General features: G+C 36.7%; 16 protein-coding genes and 1 tRNA gene. 12 read left to right on the forward strand and 5 right to left on the reverse strand.

What is annotated here, in order from left to right:
- The 6 genes from B3P17_RS11395 (at position 1) to B3P17_RS11420 (ending at position 6,550) form a co-directional block, all read left to right on the forward strand.
- Complete coding sequence (locus tag B3P17_RS11395) at positions 1 to 696, forward strand: phosphatase PAP2 family protein (protein WP_252638270.1); 696 nt, start codon at positions 1 to 3, stop codon at positions 694 to 696.
- 78 nt (positions 697 to 774) lie between these two features.
- Positions 775 to 1,029 (forward strand): DNA-binding protein, encoded by a 255-nt coding sequence (locus tag B3P17_RS11400; protein ID WP_135103488.1) that lies wholly within the window; start codon positions 775 to 777, stop codon positions 1,027 to 1,029.
- A 145-nt stretch (positions 1,030 to 1,174) separates the two neighbouring features.
- Positions 1,175 to 2,296 (forward strand): universal stress protein, encoded by a 1,122-nt coding sequence (locus B3P17_RS11405; RefSeq protein ID WP_006844563.1) that lies wholly within the window; start codon positions 1,175 to 1,177, stop codon positions 2,294 to 2,296.
- A gap of 169 nt (positions 2,297 to 2,465) precedes the next feature.
- Positions 2,466 to 3,092 (forward strand): hypothetical protein, encoded by a 627-nt coding sequence (locus tag B3P17_RS11410; RefSeq protein WP_252638269.1) that lies wholly within the window; start codon positions 2,466 to 2,468, stop codon positions 3,090 to 3,092.
- Between the two features lie 189 nt (positions 3,093 to 3,281).
- Positions 3,282 to 5,372: a dipeptidyl peptidase 3 gene (locus B3P17_RS11415; protein WP_252638268.1), complete on the forward strand. Its 2,091-nt coding sequence runs from the start codon at positions 3,282 to 3,284 to the stop codon at positions 5,370 to 5,372.
- 113 nt (positions 5,373 to 5,485) lie between these two features.
- The gene (locus B3P17_RS11420) at positions 5,486 to 6,550 is read left to right on the forward strand and encodes a tetratricopeptide repeat protein (RefSeq protein ID WP_252638267.1); all 1,065 of its coding nucleotides are present in this window, start codon (positions 5,486 to 5,488) and stop codon (positions 6,548 to 6,550) included.
- Positions 6,551 to 6,553: 3 nt separating this feature from the next.
- Here the strand turns inward: B3P17_RS11420 and B3P17_RS11425 are convergent, their stop codons facing one another.
- Positions 6,554 to 7,195, reverse strand: coding sequence for a hypothetical protein (locus B3P17_RS11425; RefSeq protein ID WP_252638266.1), 642 nt, complete (start codon positions 7,193 to 7,195; stop codon positions 6,554 to 6,556).
- Positions 7,176 to 7,985: a metallophosphoesterase family protein gene (locus B3P17_RS11430; RefSeq protein WP_252638265.1), complete on the reverse strand. Its 810-nt coding sequence runs from the start codon at positions 7,983 to 7,985 to the stop codon at positions 7,176 to 7,178. The genes B3P17_RS11425 and B3P17_RS11430 overlap by 20 nt, the downstream gene beginning before the upstream one ends.
- 415 nt (positions 7,986 to 8,400) lie before the next feature.
- On the opposite strand from B3P17_RS11430, the gene B3P17_RS11435 reads away from it, so the two are divergent.
- Positions 8,401 to 8,682 (forward strand): hypothetical protein, encoded by a 282-nt coding sequence (locus B3P17_RS11435; RefSeq protein ID WP_006844569.1) that lies wholly within the window; start codon positions 8,401 to 8,403, stop codon positions 8,680 to 8,682.
- A 124-nt stretch (positions 8,683 to 8,806) separates the two neighbouring features.
- On the opposite strand, the gene dnaG is transcribed toward B3P17_RS11435, so the two are convergent.
- Positions 8,807 to 10,807, reverse strand: a complete 2,001-nt coding sequence (gene dnaG / locus B3P17_RS11440; RefSeq protein WP_252638263.1) for a DNA primase — start codon at positions 10,805 to 10,807, stop codon at positions 8,807 to 8,809.
- A 289-nt stretch (positions 10,808 to 11,096) separates the two neighbouring features.
- Between dnaG and B3P17_RS11445 the strand changes: the two genes are divergently transcribed.
- Both B3P17_RS11445 and B3P17_RS11450 read left to right on the forward strand, forming a co-directional pair.
- Positions 11,097 to 12,416, forward strand: a complete 1,320-nt coding sequence (locus B3P17_RS11445) for a YihY/virulence factor BrkB family protein (RefSeq protein WP_252638262.1) — start codon at positions 11,097 to 11,099, stop codon at positions 12,414 to 12,416.
- Between the two features lie 9 nt (positions 12,417 to 12,425).
- Positions 12,426 to 13,799 carry an MATE family efflux transporter gene (locus tag B3P17_RS11450; RefSeq protein ID WP_252638261.1) on the forward strand — a complete coding sequence of 458 codons (1,374 nt, stop codon included), beginning with the start codon at positions 12,426 to 12,428 and terminating at the stop codon, positions 13,797 to 13,799.
- Between the two features lie 34 nt (positions 13,800 to 13,833).
- Here B3P17_RS11450 and queF read toward each other — a convergent pair whose 3' ends face one another.
- Both queF and queC read right to left on the reverse strand, forming a co-directional pair.
- Positions 13,834 to 14,301 (reverse strand): preQ(1) synthase, encoded by a 468-nt coding sequence (gene queF, locus B3P17_RS11455; RefSeq protein WP_252638260.1) that lies wholly within the window; start codon positions 14,299 to 14,301, stop codon positions 13,834 to 13,836.
- Between the two features lies 1 nt (position 14,302).
- Positions 14,303 to 14,959 carry a 7-cyano-7-deazaguanine synthase QueC gene (gene queC / locus B3P17_RS11460; protein WP_252638259.1) on the reverse strand — a complete coding sequence of 219 codons (657 nt, stop codon included), beginning with the start codon at positions 14,957 to 14,959 and terminating at the stop codon, positions 14,303 to 14,305.
- A gap of 146 nt (positions 14,960 to 15,105) precedes the next feature.
- On the opposite strand from queC, the gene B3P17_RS11465 reads away from it, so the two are divergent.
- The 3 genes from B3P17_RS11465 to B3P17_RS11475 all read left to right on the forward strand — a co-directional run bounded on the left by B3P17_RS11465 (position 15,106) and on the right by B3P17_RS11475 (position 17,019).
- Positions 15,106 to 15,178, forward strand: a tRNA-Lys gene (locus tag B3P17_RS11465).
- Between the two features lie 228 nt (positions 15,179 to 15,406).
- Positions 15,407 to 15,961 carry an RNA polymerase sigma-70 factor gene (locus B3P17_RS11470; RefSeq protein ID WP_252638258.1) on the forward strand — a complete coding sequence of 185 codons (555 nt, stop codon included), beginning with the start codon at positions 15,407 to 15,409 and terminating at the stop codon, positions 15,959 to 15,961.
- A 47-nt stretch (positions 15,962 to 16,008) separates the two neighbouring features.
- Positions 16,009 to 17,019, forward strand: a complete 1,011-nt coding sequence (locus B3P17_RS11475) for a FecR family protein (protein ID WP_252638257.1) — start codon at positions 16,009 to 16,011, stop codon at positions 17,017 to 17,019.
- Positions 17,020 to 17,054 lie beyond the last annotated feature (35 nt).

The raw sequence follows: 17,054 nt of genomic DNA on the forward strand, positions 1-17,054 counted from the left end.
ATGAGTTTAGTAGAACGAATTTTACCCTATGAGAGGAATCTCTTTTTGTGGCTTAATGATCAGCATACCTCTTATTGGGATGTTTTTATGTGGATATATAGCGGCAAGCTTGTATGGCTTCCACTGGCAATCGTTGCAATAGGTGTTTTTGTCTACAAAATAAAATGGAAAGAGGCACTTCTATTATTACTATGTGCCGTTTTGGTTGGTGTGCTTTGTGACTATGTCTCTTCTTCTCTAATAAAGCCCTTTTTTGAACGTCTCAGACCTACCCATCATCCCGACTTTCAGAACTATGTAGACACTGTTCGTAATTACCGGGGAGGAAAGTATGGGTTTATATCCAATCATGCCGCTAATGGTTTTGGTATTGTCGCTTTTACATCTCTACTTTTCAGATATAAATATTATACAATCACCGTTCTTTTATGGGCATGCATAACAGGGTACTCCCGAATATACCTTGGTGTACACTTTGTATCCGACGTTGTTGGAGGTGCAATATGGGGTGCATTGGTCGGTATTTCTATGTATTATGTTTATTTAACCTCACGCAGGTATATCTTAAAAGTTCCTAAAGAAGAATTGAAAAATCCTGTCTACACAAAAGTTAGGGCTCAGATACTAATGTGCACGATTTGGGTTCTGGTGATTTCGATCGCCATTTATAGCGCAGTATTTAATATTCCCACATAAAATCCATTGTTTTTCAAAAAAGAATTTTATAACTTTAGAACATATTCCTAATCATTTACCATTTAAAACTTAGAGAGTATGACTAGAGTTATCAGATTTGCAGAGCTAAGAAGGATTAAGGACACCTTACCGGATGGAAGTATACACCAAATAGCAGAAAAGTTAGAACTCCCGGTGGAAACTGTATGGAACTACTTTGGCGGATATAGTTACGAAAAAGGTCAAAGCTGCGGAATTCATATAGAACCGGGCCCGGATGGAGGATATGTCTCTATTGATGATACCACTATTTTGGATATGGCTTTAGAAATGATGGAATCAAGGGAGGCCTAAGAGAATAAGAGAGACGAATACGCCAGAAAGTGTTCATCTCTTTTCAAATATATCTGAACGTTTTTAGCTGCAAACATGATAATTTGCAATACTGAGAAAAAACGATTACAAAATTTGTACAAGAAATTATATAAATATGCCGATTATGGAAGATAAATTAGTAACACTAGCTATTCATACAAATGAAAAAGCCCAAATATTAAAACATGTATTGGAAGGTGAGAACATTGAAGTACATATCAATGATGTAGATCTTGATAATCCCGGAGTATCAGCCGGAGTTCGTATCCGAATAAAAGAATCTGATCTTCCTAAGGCATTAAGTGTTGTAGAAAGTCGTCATTTGTTTAGCTACGATGAGGAAGAAACATATCGTACAGATGATGGACGACAAAGGATTTTAATCCCTGTGGACTTCTCCGATTACTCTCTTAAGGCTTGTCGTATCGCTTTCAATCTGGCTCGAGAGCTGGGTGCAAAGGTCAAAATACTCCATGTGTATTTCAATCCTTATTATCCTACTGCCCTTCCTATGGCAGAGGCTTTTGCCTATCAGGGGAAAGAGGAAAAGGAATTTCAAAACATAATAGAGAAAGTAAAAGAAAATATTCAACGCCTCTGCAATACCATCGATAAGAAAGTATCTGAAGGCGAATTTCCGTCAGTGAACTACTCTTATGTGCTTAGAGAAGGTTTGCCTGAAGAAGAAATAGTAACATTCACAAAGGAATATAAGCCATCAATCATCGTAATGGGCACTAGAGGGAAAGACCAGAAGGATGCCGACCTGATAGGTAGCGTAACAGCCGAAGTGATAGAAATGACACATGTGCCGCTGATAGCTATTCCCGAGAATACTCCGTTTAAGGATTTCAAGGATGTGAAACACATTGCATTTCTTACAAACTTTAGCCAAAGAGACCTTATTTCGTTCGACTTGTTAGCTAAATTATTACAACCTTATCAGGATATCCGTATCTCTTTGACTCATATTGCTGTGAAGAAATCGGATCAGTGGGACGAAATTAAACTTCAAGGTATTAAAACGTACTTCTCGAAGCAGTATCCAAATTTGAATCTCGATTATAAACTCATCGATACTTCCGATATGCTGAAAAGCCTTGACGAATATATCAAAGATGATGGAATACAGGTATTGGCACTAACAACCAGCAAACGCAATATATTTGCCCGGATGTTTAGTCCTAGTATCTCCCGCAAGATGTTGTTCCACTCAGATACTCCGTTATTTGTATTGAGAGGGTAGAGTGGCTTGATAAGACATATAGTTGTACTTTATATATCTATCCGTATCTCTGAAAAGATACGGATAGCTTTTTTAAAATAGAGCTTATGTAGCCTTATAATCTGGAATGCTACAAAGGAATAGTTTTTATTTGAAGTCTATACGAGAATAATATTATTGAATAATCTATATGAAATCGGAGATAAGAGGAATATTGGAAAATGGATTTATTTCAGAAAAAAAGGATTTAATAGAGCTGTATGATATAGATAATTATACGGAACGAGAATATGTTGTTGATTTCATTAAGAAAGAAAGTATTCGGTCTGTTGATGACTGGTTAAAGATAAGTCTAATAGATTTGGCTGCACGATTGAAGATAAATGATATTAATCTTTTAAATAATTACTTATCATATCTTGGCTCAGGTTATAGCTATTATCTGAAGTTAACCGTTCTTGATTATGCAGGTTATATGTACGAAACTTATAAGAATGAAAAGATAGATTATTCTTTTATAGAAGCTCTTTTGAGTAGTAATTATGATCGACTAATTGTAAAAATTCAAGCTTTGTTAATATTGATACTTATCTATCCGGGAAGAATAATATTCTATATGGAGAGGATCAAGAAATACTTAAAAAGATCAGAAGACTATAGAGCTCATATAAGATTGTATAATTCGTTTATGAATATAGATTACAGAATTCCAAAATCTTACATTGAAGACTTAATGCTAATAACAGAACAAAAAAGTTTATCTTCATCAAAAGCAGTGAAGAGTACTTTGGTTGAAATGAAAAGAAGCTTAGTTTAAAGAATAGACTATTTCATAGTATATTTGTAATTCGTTTACTTTTTTGAATAAACATTATCTAGATATGGTTAAGCTAGTGTAGAGCAAGAGAAAAGGTAACACGTAAAAACAATCAAAAAAGTGTCACTTTTGTCACCTTTTTGAGATTATAGATATAATGAGACTATCGAACAATAAATATATAACTCAATGAAAAAAACAGTATTAATTGCTATGACAGGATTTTCAATGTTGTTTGCAGGCTGTGGAGGAACGCAAAAAGCATCCCATGGAGAGGCTGCATTGACAGACTCTGTTCCTGCTGATTTTAAATATGAGGTTGATGCCTTTGCCGATCTCCAAATTCTACGTTATTACGTTCCTGGGTTCAATAACCTTTCGTTACAACAAAAGGAACTGGTCTACTATCTATCGATGGCAGCTATCGAAGGGCGTGATATTCTTTACGACCAAAATAATAAGTACAATTTGGCTATCCGCCGTGTGCTCGAAGCTATATATGAAAATTATAAAGGTGACAAGAATACGAACGATTATAAAGAGTTTGAGGTTTATCTGAAACGTGTATGGTTCTCTAACGGTATACATCACCACTATGGAGAAGAAAAATTCCTTCCGGGCTTTTCTAAGCAGTTTTTTGCCGAACAGGTTAAAGCCTTGCCCGATAACCTGATTCCAAGAACCCGTCGTTCGGGGAATGAATCTGTGAGTGCAGATGAATTTATAAAAGTGATTACTCCTGTCATGTTTGATCCGAATGTGATGGCTAAGAAAGTAAATCAGTCAGGTAACGACCTTATTCTTTCTTCAGCTAATAACTATTATGGAGAAGGCGTCACTCAGAAAGAAGTACAGGCTTTCTATGGAGCTATGAAAGATACGACAGATCAAACTCCGATTTCATACGGACTTAACAGCCGCCTTGTAAAACAAGGAAACAAGCTGGTAGAAGATGTGTGGAAAGTAGGAGGTCTTTATTCTCCTGCCATTGAACGAATCGTAGGATGGCTAGAGAAGGCTGAAACTGTAGCTGAAAATGATCAACAGAAAGCGGTTATCACTAAGTTGATCTCTTATTACAAAACAGGAGACCTAAAGACATTTGACGAATATGCGATAGCGTGGGTAGAAGATCTGAAATCTCAGGTTGATTTTGTAAATGGTTTTACCGAAGTATATGGTGATCCGCTCGGAATTAAAGCAAGTTGGGAATCGGTGGTAAACTTCAAGAATGTAGAAGCTACCAAACGAACAGAAGTTATCAGTACTAATGCTCAATGGTTTGAAGATCATTCTCCGGTGGATAAGCGTTTCAAAAAAGAAAGTGTGAAAGGGGTATCTGCAAAAGTAATTACAGTAGCTCAACTGGGCGGAGATTGTTATCCTGCAACACCTATCGGTATCAACCTGCCTAATGCCGATTGGATACGGAAAGATCATGGGTCAAAATCGGTGACAATAGAAAATATAATGGAGGCCTACGACGCTGCAGGAGCACATACAGGCTTTAATGATGAGTTTATGTGGTCTGAGCATGAAGTTAACTCAGTAAAGCAATATGGTTTTATAACAGACGTATTGCATACCGACCTTCACGAATGTTTAGGACATGGCTCGGGTAGATTGTTGCCGGAGGTTGATCCAAATGCATTAGGAGAATTCAGCTCGACAATAGAAGAAGCCCGTGCCGATTTGTTCGGTCTTTATTTCCTTGCCGATCCTAAGCTTGTAGAACTAGGCATAATACCGAATGCTGATGCATACAAAGCAGAGTATTATAAGTTTATGATGAACGGTCTTATGACTCAGTTGGTGCGGATAGAGCCGGGTAAGAATATCGAAGAATCACACATGCGTAATCGTCAGTTGATCGCTAAATGGGTTTATGAAAAAGGAAAAGCAGACAATGTAGTCGAATATAAAGTGAGAGACGGAAAAACATACGTTGTAGTGAACGATTACAATAAATTACGTACTCTGTTTGGGGATCTGTTAGCTGAAATTCAACGTATAAAATCGGAAGGCGATTTTAAAGGAGCAAAAGCGATTGTAGAAAATTATGCAGTCAAGGTAGACCAAAAATTGCATAGTGAAGTTTTGGCTCGTTATAAGAATTTGAATATGAAGCCTTACAAGGGATTTGTAAACCCGACTTTCGAATTGGTGAAAGATAGCAATGGTAAAATTACAGATGTGAAAATTAATTATAAAGAAGGTTATGCAGAGCAAATGATTCGATACTCGAAAGAGTTCTCTTCATTGCCAACATTTAATGATTAATGTTTTATAGACGTTAAGATAAATGCAAAAAAGATCGGAAATTATATCTCCGGTCTTTTTTATTTATATATTTGCTATGCTAAACACCATAAAAAAACATGTACTAGACGCAAATGAAAATCTTAATTATATCATCAATCTTCTTTCTTTCAACTCTTCCCTTGCTTTCGCAGTCCAAAAAAGATATTGCGGTACAAAAGGGAATAGAAGCAGTAAAATTAATGGACTGTGGAAAAGTAGAAGAAAGTATCACTCTGCTTAAGGAAGCTCAAAAGCTTGATCCGGCCAATATTGTGTATCCTTACGAAATAGCTTATGCGCATTGTCTCGAAGAAAATTATGAAGAGGCTATTAATATTCTGAAACCGATACAGGAAAATGAAGATGTTTCGGATACGTTTTTCCAGATGTTGGGTATTTGCTATAACTCTATAGGAAATAATGAAGGTGCAATAAAGACCTTTGAGGAAGGTATAAAGAAGTTTCCCGATTCAGGTGCTCTTTATTTTGAATTAGGAAATGCGTATATGGCTCAAGATGAAAAATACACTGCACTGTCTTATTTTGAGAAGGGAATCGCAGCAGATCCTAAATATCCTTCTAATTATTATTGGGCAGCTAAAATATATTTAGATACAGAAGATGAAGTATGGGGGATGCTCTACGGTGAACTGTTTATGAATCTGGAGCGTAATACACATCGCACGGTTGAGATGAGTAAGTTGCTCTATGAGACATATAAAAGTGAGATCACCATTGTGAGTGACTCTGCTGTGTCTGTCAGTTTTTGTAAATATGCAGGACTAGATTTAAAAAATAATTCGGAATCCTCTTTTGGTAGTGGTATTTACGAACCAATTCTTATGTTGTCTCTTCCGGATGTCAAAACTTTAGATTTGGCTACATTGAGTACGATTCGCACTAATTTTTTGAATATCTACTATAAAAATAATATAGAGAATATATATCCAAATGTACTGCTCGACTATCAAAAGTTGTTGATGAATGCCGGACACCTTGAAGCCTATAACTATTGGATATTGATGCAGGGAGATCCTTCCGAATTTCTTCAGTGGAAGTCGGCGAATGAAAGTAAATGGAAAAGCTTTACAGATTGGTTCTCCAACAATCCGATCAAGCTGTCTTCTAAAAACAAGTTTGTAAAAGACCAATATTGATTTTTAAAAGAATTGGAGCTTCAAACCAAACGATAATCTTAAATAGTCTTTTGGTTTAAGGTACTTGTTCGTAAAAGCACTTGCAAGATATAAGTCATTTGTACTTAGTTCGTAAAAGGCCGTAACAGACTTAGCAAAAAAACGCTTTTCGTGTGGAATCTTATACGTAAGCCTTTGTCCTATATAGACATTAAACCGCATCTTTGTAGAGAACGAATAGTAATCGTTTGGATATTTGTCGGGTTCACTTATCCAAAAATCGCCGTTAAGAATAGTGTTGATATACAAGCCACAGGCTAGCGGATCGATATAGAATCCTTTTGTCCCTATTGGCTTTGTCCAGGGAATAAAGTTTTGCTTCAAGGTAAAAGTTACCTTATTTTCTTTTGTTGAGTATTTAGGAAGAAATCCAAAGAACACATCCGTCTCCCATTGATTGTTTTTTCCATAATCCCATCCAGTTCCTATGGATATAAGTCCCATCCCGCCTGCATACTGAAATTTTATATGTGTAGGAATGAGATTGGCCCACTGATTCTGATATTTTTCTACACGTTTTTCGTAGCCATTCTGAGAATAGCCGGATAGGTTAAATAATAGGATGAGTGATAAAAAAGATATATATTTAATAAGCGACCACTTCATAGTCATAGGTGTTATCTGAATTTAATGTGAATAGTAAATATTTCTTTTTAGCTATATTGGGGGTGCCATAATAGATTATTCCATCATCGAAGAGATCGTCTACTGCTATGTTGTGATCGTGAGCATTGAGGCAAAATTGAAGATTCGGAAATTCTTTTATATAACGTTGAAATACATTGGCTATATTATTGTTGAACTGTTCTGAAAAAGGACGGACATGCATTGCCATTACTGTTTTATCGTATTCATCCTTCTTGTCTTTTATTTCTTGTTCTATAAATTGAAAGTCGGGTACAGGGAGCGAATAATCAAATTCCAAGGCATTGGTGTTTAAACATACAAATTTCGTCCTTCCGGCAATGAAAGAGAAATTTTCTTCTCCAAAAACCTTTCTAAAGACTTCTATTCCATTTGCGAGGCAATCGTGATTTCCCAATAAGACTACATAAGGTACTTTCAGTTTGTTTAGAATATCCCGTTGCCATAGAAATTCTTTGGTAAGCCCAAAATCTGATACGTCTCCTCCGTGAATAACGAAATCTATATCGTTTCTTTTATTTAGTGTATTCACAAAAGCCTCTGTTTCGTCATACCATCGTTGGGTATCGCCAATCATCGCAAACCGTATTCTTTCTTTGTTTCTACAAGTTTCCTCTATTCGCGCTATATTCTTTTTGTTGATATCTGTTTTCCCTGAAATGCGACCATCGTACGGATGATATTCGATCATCTCGCATGACTGAAATATACATAAAATACCAAGCAGTAATATTCCTATCGATTTTTTCATTTGACTTATTATTTGGAGGTACAAGAGTACTGCCAATAAATATAATTAGGAAAAGAAGCGAAGGCCTGTGCAATTTTATTGAGCTTTTTTAAGGATGTTTTAACGAAAAGTCCTTATCTATCCTTGATTCTTCGTGTCAACCATTCTCTAATAAATGATGCTTAGTGATTACTTGCGAAAAATATTCAGAGTTGTATCGTCATCGATAGAAACCAATCTCCAAGAGCAAAATAGGGACGTGATAAAAACAATAAAGAAGCGGAAGGTAATGGCTCAGAAATTTTATTTCGCCCCTGTGAATAAGTAGTTTATGTATATGTGTAAAAGGCTTCTTTGTTAAGGCTTATAAATAGGAGAGTTAATCAGGCCTTGTCTAATTAAATAATGCTTACCTTTATTTTCAAAATATATAACAATGAAGCTAAAAGAAGAACAAAAAAACAAATCGGTACTCACAACCAGTTATGTACTAACAAACGGCTCTCCGATAACTTTCGTTCTCTACGATGAGGACGGAGACTGGCAGTTGTTTGGTGATGATGAAGTTGATGACGAAGAGGATGCTTATCTGGTATCGGTAGACGAGATATTGGAAATGGAACCGATATTGAAGAAACTCCCTGATTTGCAACCGGGACAAGCTGCTACAAGAGAAAAAGATAGTACGCGCTGGTTTATAGTCGAGGATGAAGAATAAGGTACTCTAAGTCCCCGCGAAGAGTTATTGTCGTATTTTATATAGATATGTGACTAAGCATTTCCTTTTCTAAAGGCATTGAGATGTGAAGATGAGGTACGGCAATAAATACTTCAACCGCGACTTACCATCGTAGAATAATTCTTTCGCCTAATTCTTTTGCCAGAATCTTTTTTATTTCGTCCATTTCCTTAAGCTTTTGCATAAGGATAATAGCTCCGTCCCAGTCTTTCTCCTTTTGTCTCTTTTCCAGATCTTCTTTGATCTCCTTCATCTGCTTAGATATATGAGCATCTTTTAACTCGGTGACTGCACGAGGAACGTTTTTCCAGAGATGCTTTTCTTCGGCAAGAGGGGTGTCTTCCTTTTTAAGATTCTCACCGAATTGTTTTATATGCAGCTTACTCAATTGATACCTGTCGCTTACCAGCTCGGCTGCAATTTTGCTTATATGTGCGTCTGTATGCGCCAAAAAGTAACGACTTGGGTTGAAATATTCATTTGCCGAGTGTTCTATTGCATCTTCCAATATTGTTTTATACAGAGGATTTGTAAACCAAAAACCATCTCTTTGCAAGTCAAATTTTACCCAATCTATTACGGTTGTGGGCATATCGCCTGTTGCAGGATTGTTTTCTCCACCTTCGATCAATATTTCCATTCCATACCGGACAATAAAGTAGAGAATCGCTAACTCAAACTTATCAATGTTAGTCTTTTTTACAACGGGTTTTCCTCTATGCGCTTCAGACTGTGAGAGGTCAACGTTGATTGCCGATAGCTCAGGATCTATCTTCGGCTGAGGAGCCTTCTCTAGGTGAGCAAGCCTTTTCTTATTTACTTCCTGAATAAGTATCCGTTCGTCTATATTCAGTAGTATACTGCAATCTTTTATATATACACTGCGTATAATATTGTCGGGGATAACCGCAATGCTACTGACTATGTCGGAGATGAGGGTTGCTCGCTTTATAGGGTCATTGCCTGCATCATCTAATAGTAATTGTGTTTTGAAGCGTATGAAATCCACTTCATGTTCCTGTACATATTTTGTCAGCGACTCTGCATTTTGTTTGCGTGCAAATGAATCGGGGTCTTCACCATCAGGAAGGAGTACCACCTTTATTTTCATTCCTTCTTCAAGCAAGAGGTCTATCCCTCTCAGCGCCGCTTTTATACCGGCAGCATCACCATCGTAGAGTATAGTTACATATTCTGTAAAGCGATGAATGAGCCTGATTTGTCCGTGAGTAAGTGCTGTTCCTGATGATGCAACTACATTTTCTATACCCGCCTGATGCATCGATATCACGTCGGTGTATCCCTCTACCAGATAGCAGCAGTCGGCTTTGGTGATAGCTTGTTTTGCAAAATATATTCCATATAGTTCGCTGCCCTTGTGGTATATCTCACTCTCGGGAGAATTTACATATTTTCCTGTGTTCTCTGCCTTCTTTAGAATACGTCCTCCAAAAGCAACAACTTTCCCCGATAACGTGTGTACGGGAAATATAACTCGCCCCCGAAAACGATCGATAAGAGCGCCGTTACTCTCACTTTTTATAGTGAGACCTGTTTTTACAAGAAATTCTTCTTTATAGCCATTTCTTATAGCTTCCTGTGTGAGGCTGTCTCTTTGTTCGAGACTGTATCCGAGTTGGAATTTCTGTATAATATCTTCACGGAATCCTCTTTCTTTAAAATAGCTTAGACCTACAGATTTACCCTCGATATGTTCATGCAGAGTTTTTACAAAATGATTTCGGGCAAAGTCATTTAATATAAATAGGCTTTCACGCTCGTTGTAAGCTTGCTTCTGCTCATCGGTTAACTCCCGCTCTTGTATTTCGATGTTATACTTCTTTGCGAGATAACGTAGTGCATCGAAATAAGAGAGCTGCTCATGCTTCATAATGAAGTGAACAGCGGTTCCTCCTTCGCCACAAGCAAAGCATTTACATATATTCTTGGATGGAGAAACGTAGAATGACGGAGTTCTGTCTTCGTGGAACGGACACAGCCCTACATAGTTTATACCTCTACGCTTGAGCGTAACAAACTGAGATACTACATCCACTACTTGTGCAGCATCTATTATACGGTCTATGGTGGCTTGATCTATCATTTTTATTTACTAACACGAAAGTAATAAAAATATCCCAGTATAGATATTTTATATTTCTATGCCAAAGTTAAATTATACTTATCGGTCTTCCTCTTTCGTGAATATTCTACACAGTGTCTCTTATGATTAGGTTATTGGTATAGTGTAGAGATTTTTTACAAATTTTAGCAATGAAGATTGATCTTATTTGTAGATATATTTGTTACTATTTTTTAAGATTCTATCTATCAAGTATGTTTACTTATAAAGAACAAGCTATATTTGTAGATATTTCGGATAAAAATCTTGTATGATTGAAAGAATAAAAGAGTTTGTAAAAAGAATAATTCGATTTCTTACGTATGATATCTGGCGGATAAACAAACGCGAGAGATCGTCTCGTAAAATGGGATTGTACGATATTATTAAGTCTTTTATCCTCGCTATCAGGAATATTGATGGAGAGCAACTTTTTACACGTGCATCAGCATTGACATACAGTACCTTACTGTCTATCGTCCCCATGCTGGCTGTATTGTTTGCCATAGCTCGTGGGTTTGGTTTTCAGAATATTGTAAAGACTCAACTCTTTAGCTATTTTGCAGGACAAGAAGAGATCTTGAATAAAGCGACAGCTTTTATCGACAAATCAATTGAGTATGCTCAGGGTGGGATTTTCTTGGGCGTCGGCGTCATCTTGTTATTGTATACTGTAATCAATCTGCTTTCGAACATAGAAGATAACTTCAATAAAATATGGCAGATAAAAAAAGGACGTACCTATTTTCGGATGTTCACGGACTATCTGGCTCTTATCATTATTGCGCCTGTTTTTCTTATATGCAATGCCGGGGTTAATATTCTTTTGAGCACTACAGCTGAGCAACAGTATATACTGGGACTGGTTATTGGTCCTTTTATGAAAGTTGTTCCTTTTTTTATTACTATATTACTCTTTACAATACTCTATATTTACATCCCAAATACGAAGGTTAAGTTTACCAGTGCCTTATTAGGCGGTGTGTTTACGGGTATATGTTTTCAGGTATTCCAAATGCTGTATATCGGTGGTCAGATATGGATATCTAAATACAATGCGATATATGGTAGTTTTGCCGCTTTGCCTTTGCTGTTGCTATGGTTGCAACTGACATGGTTTTTTGTTTTGTTTGGTGTGCAGCTTTCTTTTGCTTATCAGAATGTAAATAAGTTTAGTTTCGAGCACGAAACTTCTAAAATAAGTCGTCGCTATAAGGACTTTGTTGCATTACTAATAATGACTTTGATCGTTAAGCGGTTTGAAAAAGGCGATATGCCTTACACTGCTGATGAACTTTCGGAGCAATATAAAATCCCGACAAAATTGACTAGTGATACTCTTTTTTATTTGCAGGATATCGGTCTTATTGTAGAGACTCCATCTCAAAACGCATTAGTACCCGCTTTTATACCTGCTTTGGATATCAATCATATTACCGTAAGTTATCTGTTTGAGAAAATAGAGATGTATGGTTCAGAGGATTTTGTGATTGATACAAATGTAAAATTCAGGAAAGAGTGGGAGACTATTTTAGAAATTAAAGAGCTTTCGGATAGCGAAAATGGGGACAAACTGCTCAAAAATTTATAATTCATACACGTGAAATCAGGTATTCATAATCTTACCGAGGGAAAAATATTCTCTACCTTAATACGCTTGGCTCTGCCGCTGATGGGTACAAGCTTTTTACAGATGGCTTACACGCTCATGGCTATGTCGTGGGTTGGCAGGCTGGGGACTGTATCTCATCCCGAAATAGCAACCAAATCGGAAGCTGCAATTGGTGCTATAGGGATGTTGTTGTGGTTGACTTCATCGGTCGCATATCTGGCTATGATCGGATCGGAGGTAGCAGTCGGTCAATCGATAGGTGCGAAGAAAATGAAACGTGCAGCTATATACGCCTCACATTCTACAACTACCTCTATTGTGCTTAGCGTGGTATGGGTATCTACACTCTTTATATTTGCTAATCCTATCTTGTCTTTTTTCAAATTATCTGCTGATATTACAGCCGATGCGGTGCTTTATTTACGAATACTCACTATTAGTCTTCCGTTTCAGTTCTTGTCCTATAATTTCGCAGGGATATACAATGGAGCAGGGCGAAGTACTGTTCCTTTCAAAAATAATGCAGCCGGGCTCGTGTTAAATATGATACTCGACCCTATATTGATGTTTGGTATGGGGATGGGATTGCACGGTGCCGCTATTGGTACAGTTGCTGCACAATTGTTTGTGTTTTCTTTGTTCTTTTATCAGATTAAATATGGTAATCGTATTTTAGGCAATTTCTCCTTCTTTATTAAGCCGAAAGGCATTTATCTTAAACGCATAATTTTTCTAGGAACGCCTGTTTCAATAATGAATTCATTGTATGCCATCATTAATATGAACTTGGCACGTGTTGCTTCTATTCATGGAGGGCATCTAGGGATGATGGCTCAGACAACGGGAGGACAGATAGAGGCAGTTACGTGGAATACATCACAGGGTTTTTCTACGGCGTTGAGTGCTTTTGTTGCTCAGAACTATGCTGCCAATAAATTGGAAAGAGGTAAAAAGGCATATATCTATACGATACGTGTTATGTTTACGTTAGGAATTTTTGTCAGTATTGCATTTATTTTGTTTGGTGCTCAAATTTTTGGAATTATTGTTCCTGAAGAGAATGCTATGCGAGCCGGAGCCGAATATTTGTTTGTAATGGGTTTAGTGCAGATTTTTATGATGTTTGAGCTGACTACACAAGGTATGTTTAATGGTATTGGCCGTACAGTAGAGCCTGCCGTGATAAGTATCACATTCAATGCGCTACGCATCCCTTTGGCTTATTATCTGGCTTCGCAAATGGGGATTGTTGGGGTGTGGTGGGCAATCGCTATATCTACGATATGTAAAGGCATAATACTGCCTGTTTGGTTTACGGTAGTCTATAAAAGAGTACAAAAACGAAGACCTAAGATTGCATAATCAGAATAAAAAAAGAGGCTTTAAAGCCTCTTAACTATTTATATATTTGCTGTGGGTTATGATTTATCAGACGCTCTTCTGCTAGTCGCTCAAACTTCGTACCCGGACGTCCATAGTTGCAAAACGGATAAATACTAATGCCTCCACGTGGCGTAAATATTCCTACCACTTCAATATACTTCGGATTCATCAGCTTAATAAGGTCTTTCATCATAATATTTACACAGTCTTCATGGAATGCTCCATGGTTACGAAAGCTAAATAAGTATAACTTAAGACTCTTGCTTTCTACCATTTTCACATCAGGTATGTAGTTGATGTGTATTGTTGCAAAATCGGGTTGCCCGGTAATAGGGCACAGACTTGTAAACTCCGGGCAATTGAATGTTACCCAATAGTCATTTCCCTGATGTTTGTTTTCGAAGGCTTCTAATACATCAGGAGCATAATTATCTTTATATTCGGTTTTTCCACCTAAATGGCTAAGTCCTTCTATTGTCATATTATAGTTTTGTCTTTAGATAGTTGTGTAATCCTTGTTTGCGCAATTTGCATGAAGGGCAGTGTCCGCAACCATCGGCAATGATACCGTTGTAGCAGGTCAGGGTTTGAGTACGAATGATATCGAAAACACCCAGTTCGTCAGCTAATTGCCATACAGCAGTTTTATCTCTCCACATCAATGGCGTATGTATTTGGAAATGTTCGTCCATTGCCAGATTAATAGAAGCATTCGCTGAAAGTATGAAAGTGTCTCTGCAGTCGGGGTAACCACTGTAATCGGCTTCTGATACTCCTGTTACAATGTGGCGTATACCGTGCGAGCGGGCAATGACAGCCGCAAAAGTAAGGAATAATAGATTACGTCCCGGTACAAACGTATTTGGATAAGAGTCTGCCGGTTTTTCCTGATCCATAACAATATCGTTTGTCAAAGAGTTGACGGATAGTTGGCTAATAATAGATGCGTCCAGCAGTTGGAACGGCACATTCGCTTTTTCGGCAATAGCCTTTGCTACTTCTACCTCTTTAGAGTGACGTTGCCCGTAGGTAAAACACAGCGTACGAATGGATGCGAAATTTTCTAATGCCCAGTAGAGGCATGTTGTTGAATCTTGTCCACCCGAAAACAAGACCAACGCTGATTCTGTTTTATTCATTCTATAACTTTGTTTTTTACGTGGTTAATCCTAAGATACACGGAGGAGAAATCTCTCTTCGGCTACAAAAGTAAGGATTTTAAAAGATTCTTTCCGAAAATATTTTCTTAAAAAGAATAATTATTATACTTTTGCACTCACCAAACGACTCCGTAGCTCAGCTGGTAGAGCAATTGACTCTTAATCAATGGGTCGAGGGTTCGAGCCCCTCCGGGGTCACATTTTACTGAGGATGAAGCTTGTAAATCAAAAGTTTACAAGCTTTTTTTATGTTTAGTTAGCTTTTGAATTAACGTAAGATTATCAAAGATTATGTTTATGTATTTTCAATTATTTTGGAATGCTTATAAATATTATTAATTTTACCCGCAATCTTTGAATAATCGTACCTTGATGAAAAACTCAGTACAAAAAAACCTTATATCCTAATGCGCAAATTCTCCAATAATGGATTTATCTAAACAGGTTTATGTAGACTTATTCGATAAGTATTATTTGGCATTGGTGAAATATGCATCCACTATTGTAGGTACAGATAATGCCGAAGATATTGTGCAGGATGCCTTTGTAGAATTGTGGGAACGAAGAAAGGAAATCGAAGTAGGAGAGCATATTTCTTCGCTATTGTATCGATTTGTGTATACAAAATCTATCAATAGGCTCAAACATATTGCGGTTATCAATAAATATTCTTCTGCCAAAATTGAGATATATAATGAAAAGCTGAAATATTTTTCTCCTGAAAACATCGATGTTTGGAAGAATATAGAAAATGCAGAATTGAAAGAGAAAATAGATAGCGCAATTGATACCCTGCCGCCTCAGTCGAAGAGTGTATTTAAATTAAGCTATATCTATGGACTGAAAAATAAAGAAATTGCAGAAACTTTAGCTATCTCTTTACGAACAGTAGAGGCTCATCTGTATCAATCCCGAAAGTTGTTGAAGGCGAGATTATCATATTTGTTGAGGCTTATTCTCGTTTTATGCTTCTTTAACTAAGTATGTTGTTCTATATAACTGTTTTAAGTATATCATAAAATAAATAAATGAGTACAATTGATAAAAGGATTATATTAGGATACCTTAATAAAACGGCTTCAGATGCAGAGTACGAAGCTATCTTAAAATGGATCGGTGAAGATGAAAATAATAAGAAATATCTTTTTGATCTAGAATCGCTTTACAATTCTATAGAATGGGATGACTCTTTATCCGATGGATACTTGGAATGCGAAAAAGATCGCCTATTAAAAAGGATATCCGATGTTCCACAAACAGATATGCCTGTAAAGAAGAAATTTAATTTTTCTTTCGTTAAAATTGCTGCATGTATTGTGGTGCTATTTTCAGCAATCGGATTTGGATATTTGTATCTTCACGACAATAAGAAAATGGGTAGAACAGGTTTGCTGTCAGTACAAAATGACGGAGTTAAAGCAAAGGAGGTTATCTTAGAAGATGGAACAAAGATTTGGCTAAACCAAAATTCAACGATTAGTTATCCGCCTACATTTGAAGGTGAAGAAGAAAGAAGAGTATATCTTACCGGCGAAGCTTATTTTGAGGTAACAAAAAATAAAAAATCTCCATTTTATGTCGAAAGTGAAGCTTTTAATGTGCGAGTTTTAGGAACTTCATTTAATATAAAGAGTTCCAATATGTCTAATATCTCTTCAGTAACTCTTGTAAATGGTGAGATTGAAGTAAAAGGCAATAATAATGAAGGGCATGTAACATTATCTCCCGGGCAAAAAGCTGAAATAAATCATACCGACCATCGGCTAAAAGTATACGAAACCAATGCCGTTCTTGATGTTTTATGGCATAATGATCTGATAACTTTCGAAAATGCGACGCTTCTAGATATCAGAGAAACTTTAGAGTCACTATATGAAGTTAAAATATACTTGGATCCTAGCTTAAATATCCGATCTAAATATTCAGGTGTTATAAAGAAACGTGATAGTATAGATTCCGTTTTGAACTCTCTCACAAATACAATACCATTCAAATATGAATATACTGGTAGAAGTATTCGAATATTACCCAATCAATAGCGTTGTATTGTTAATGAATATCAAAAAAGACACTT

Origin of the sequence: Dysgonomonas sp. UBA7630 (assembly GCF_002483985.1) — a bacterium.
Taxonomy (GTDB): Bacteria; Bacteroidota; Bacteroidia; order Bacteroidales; family Dysgonomonadaceae; genus Dysgonomonas.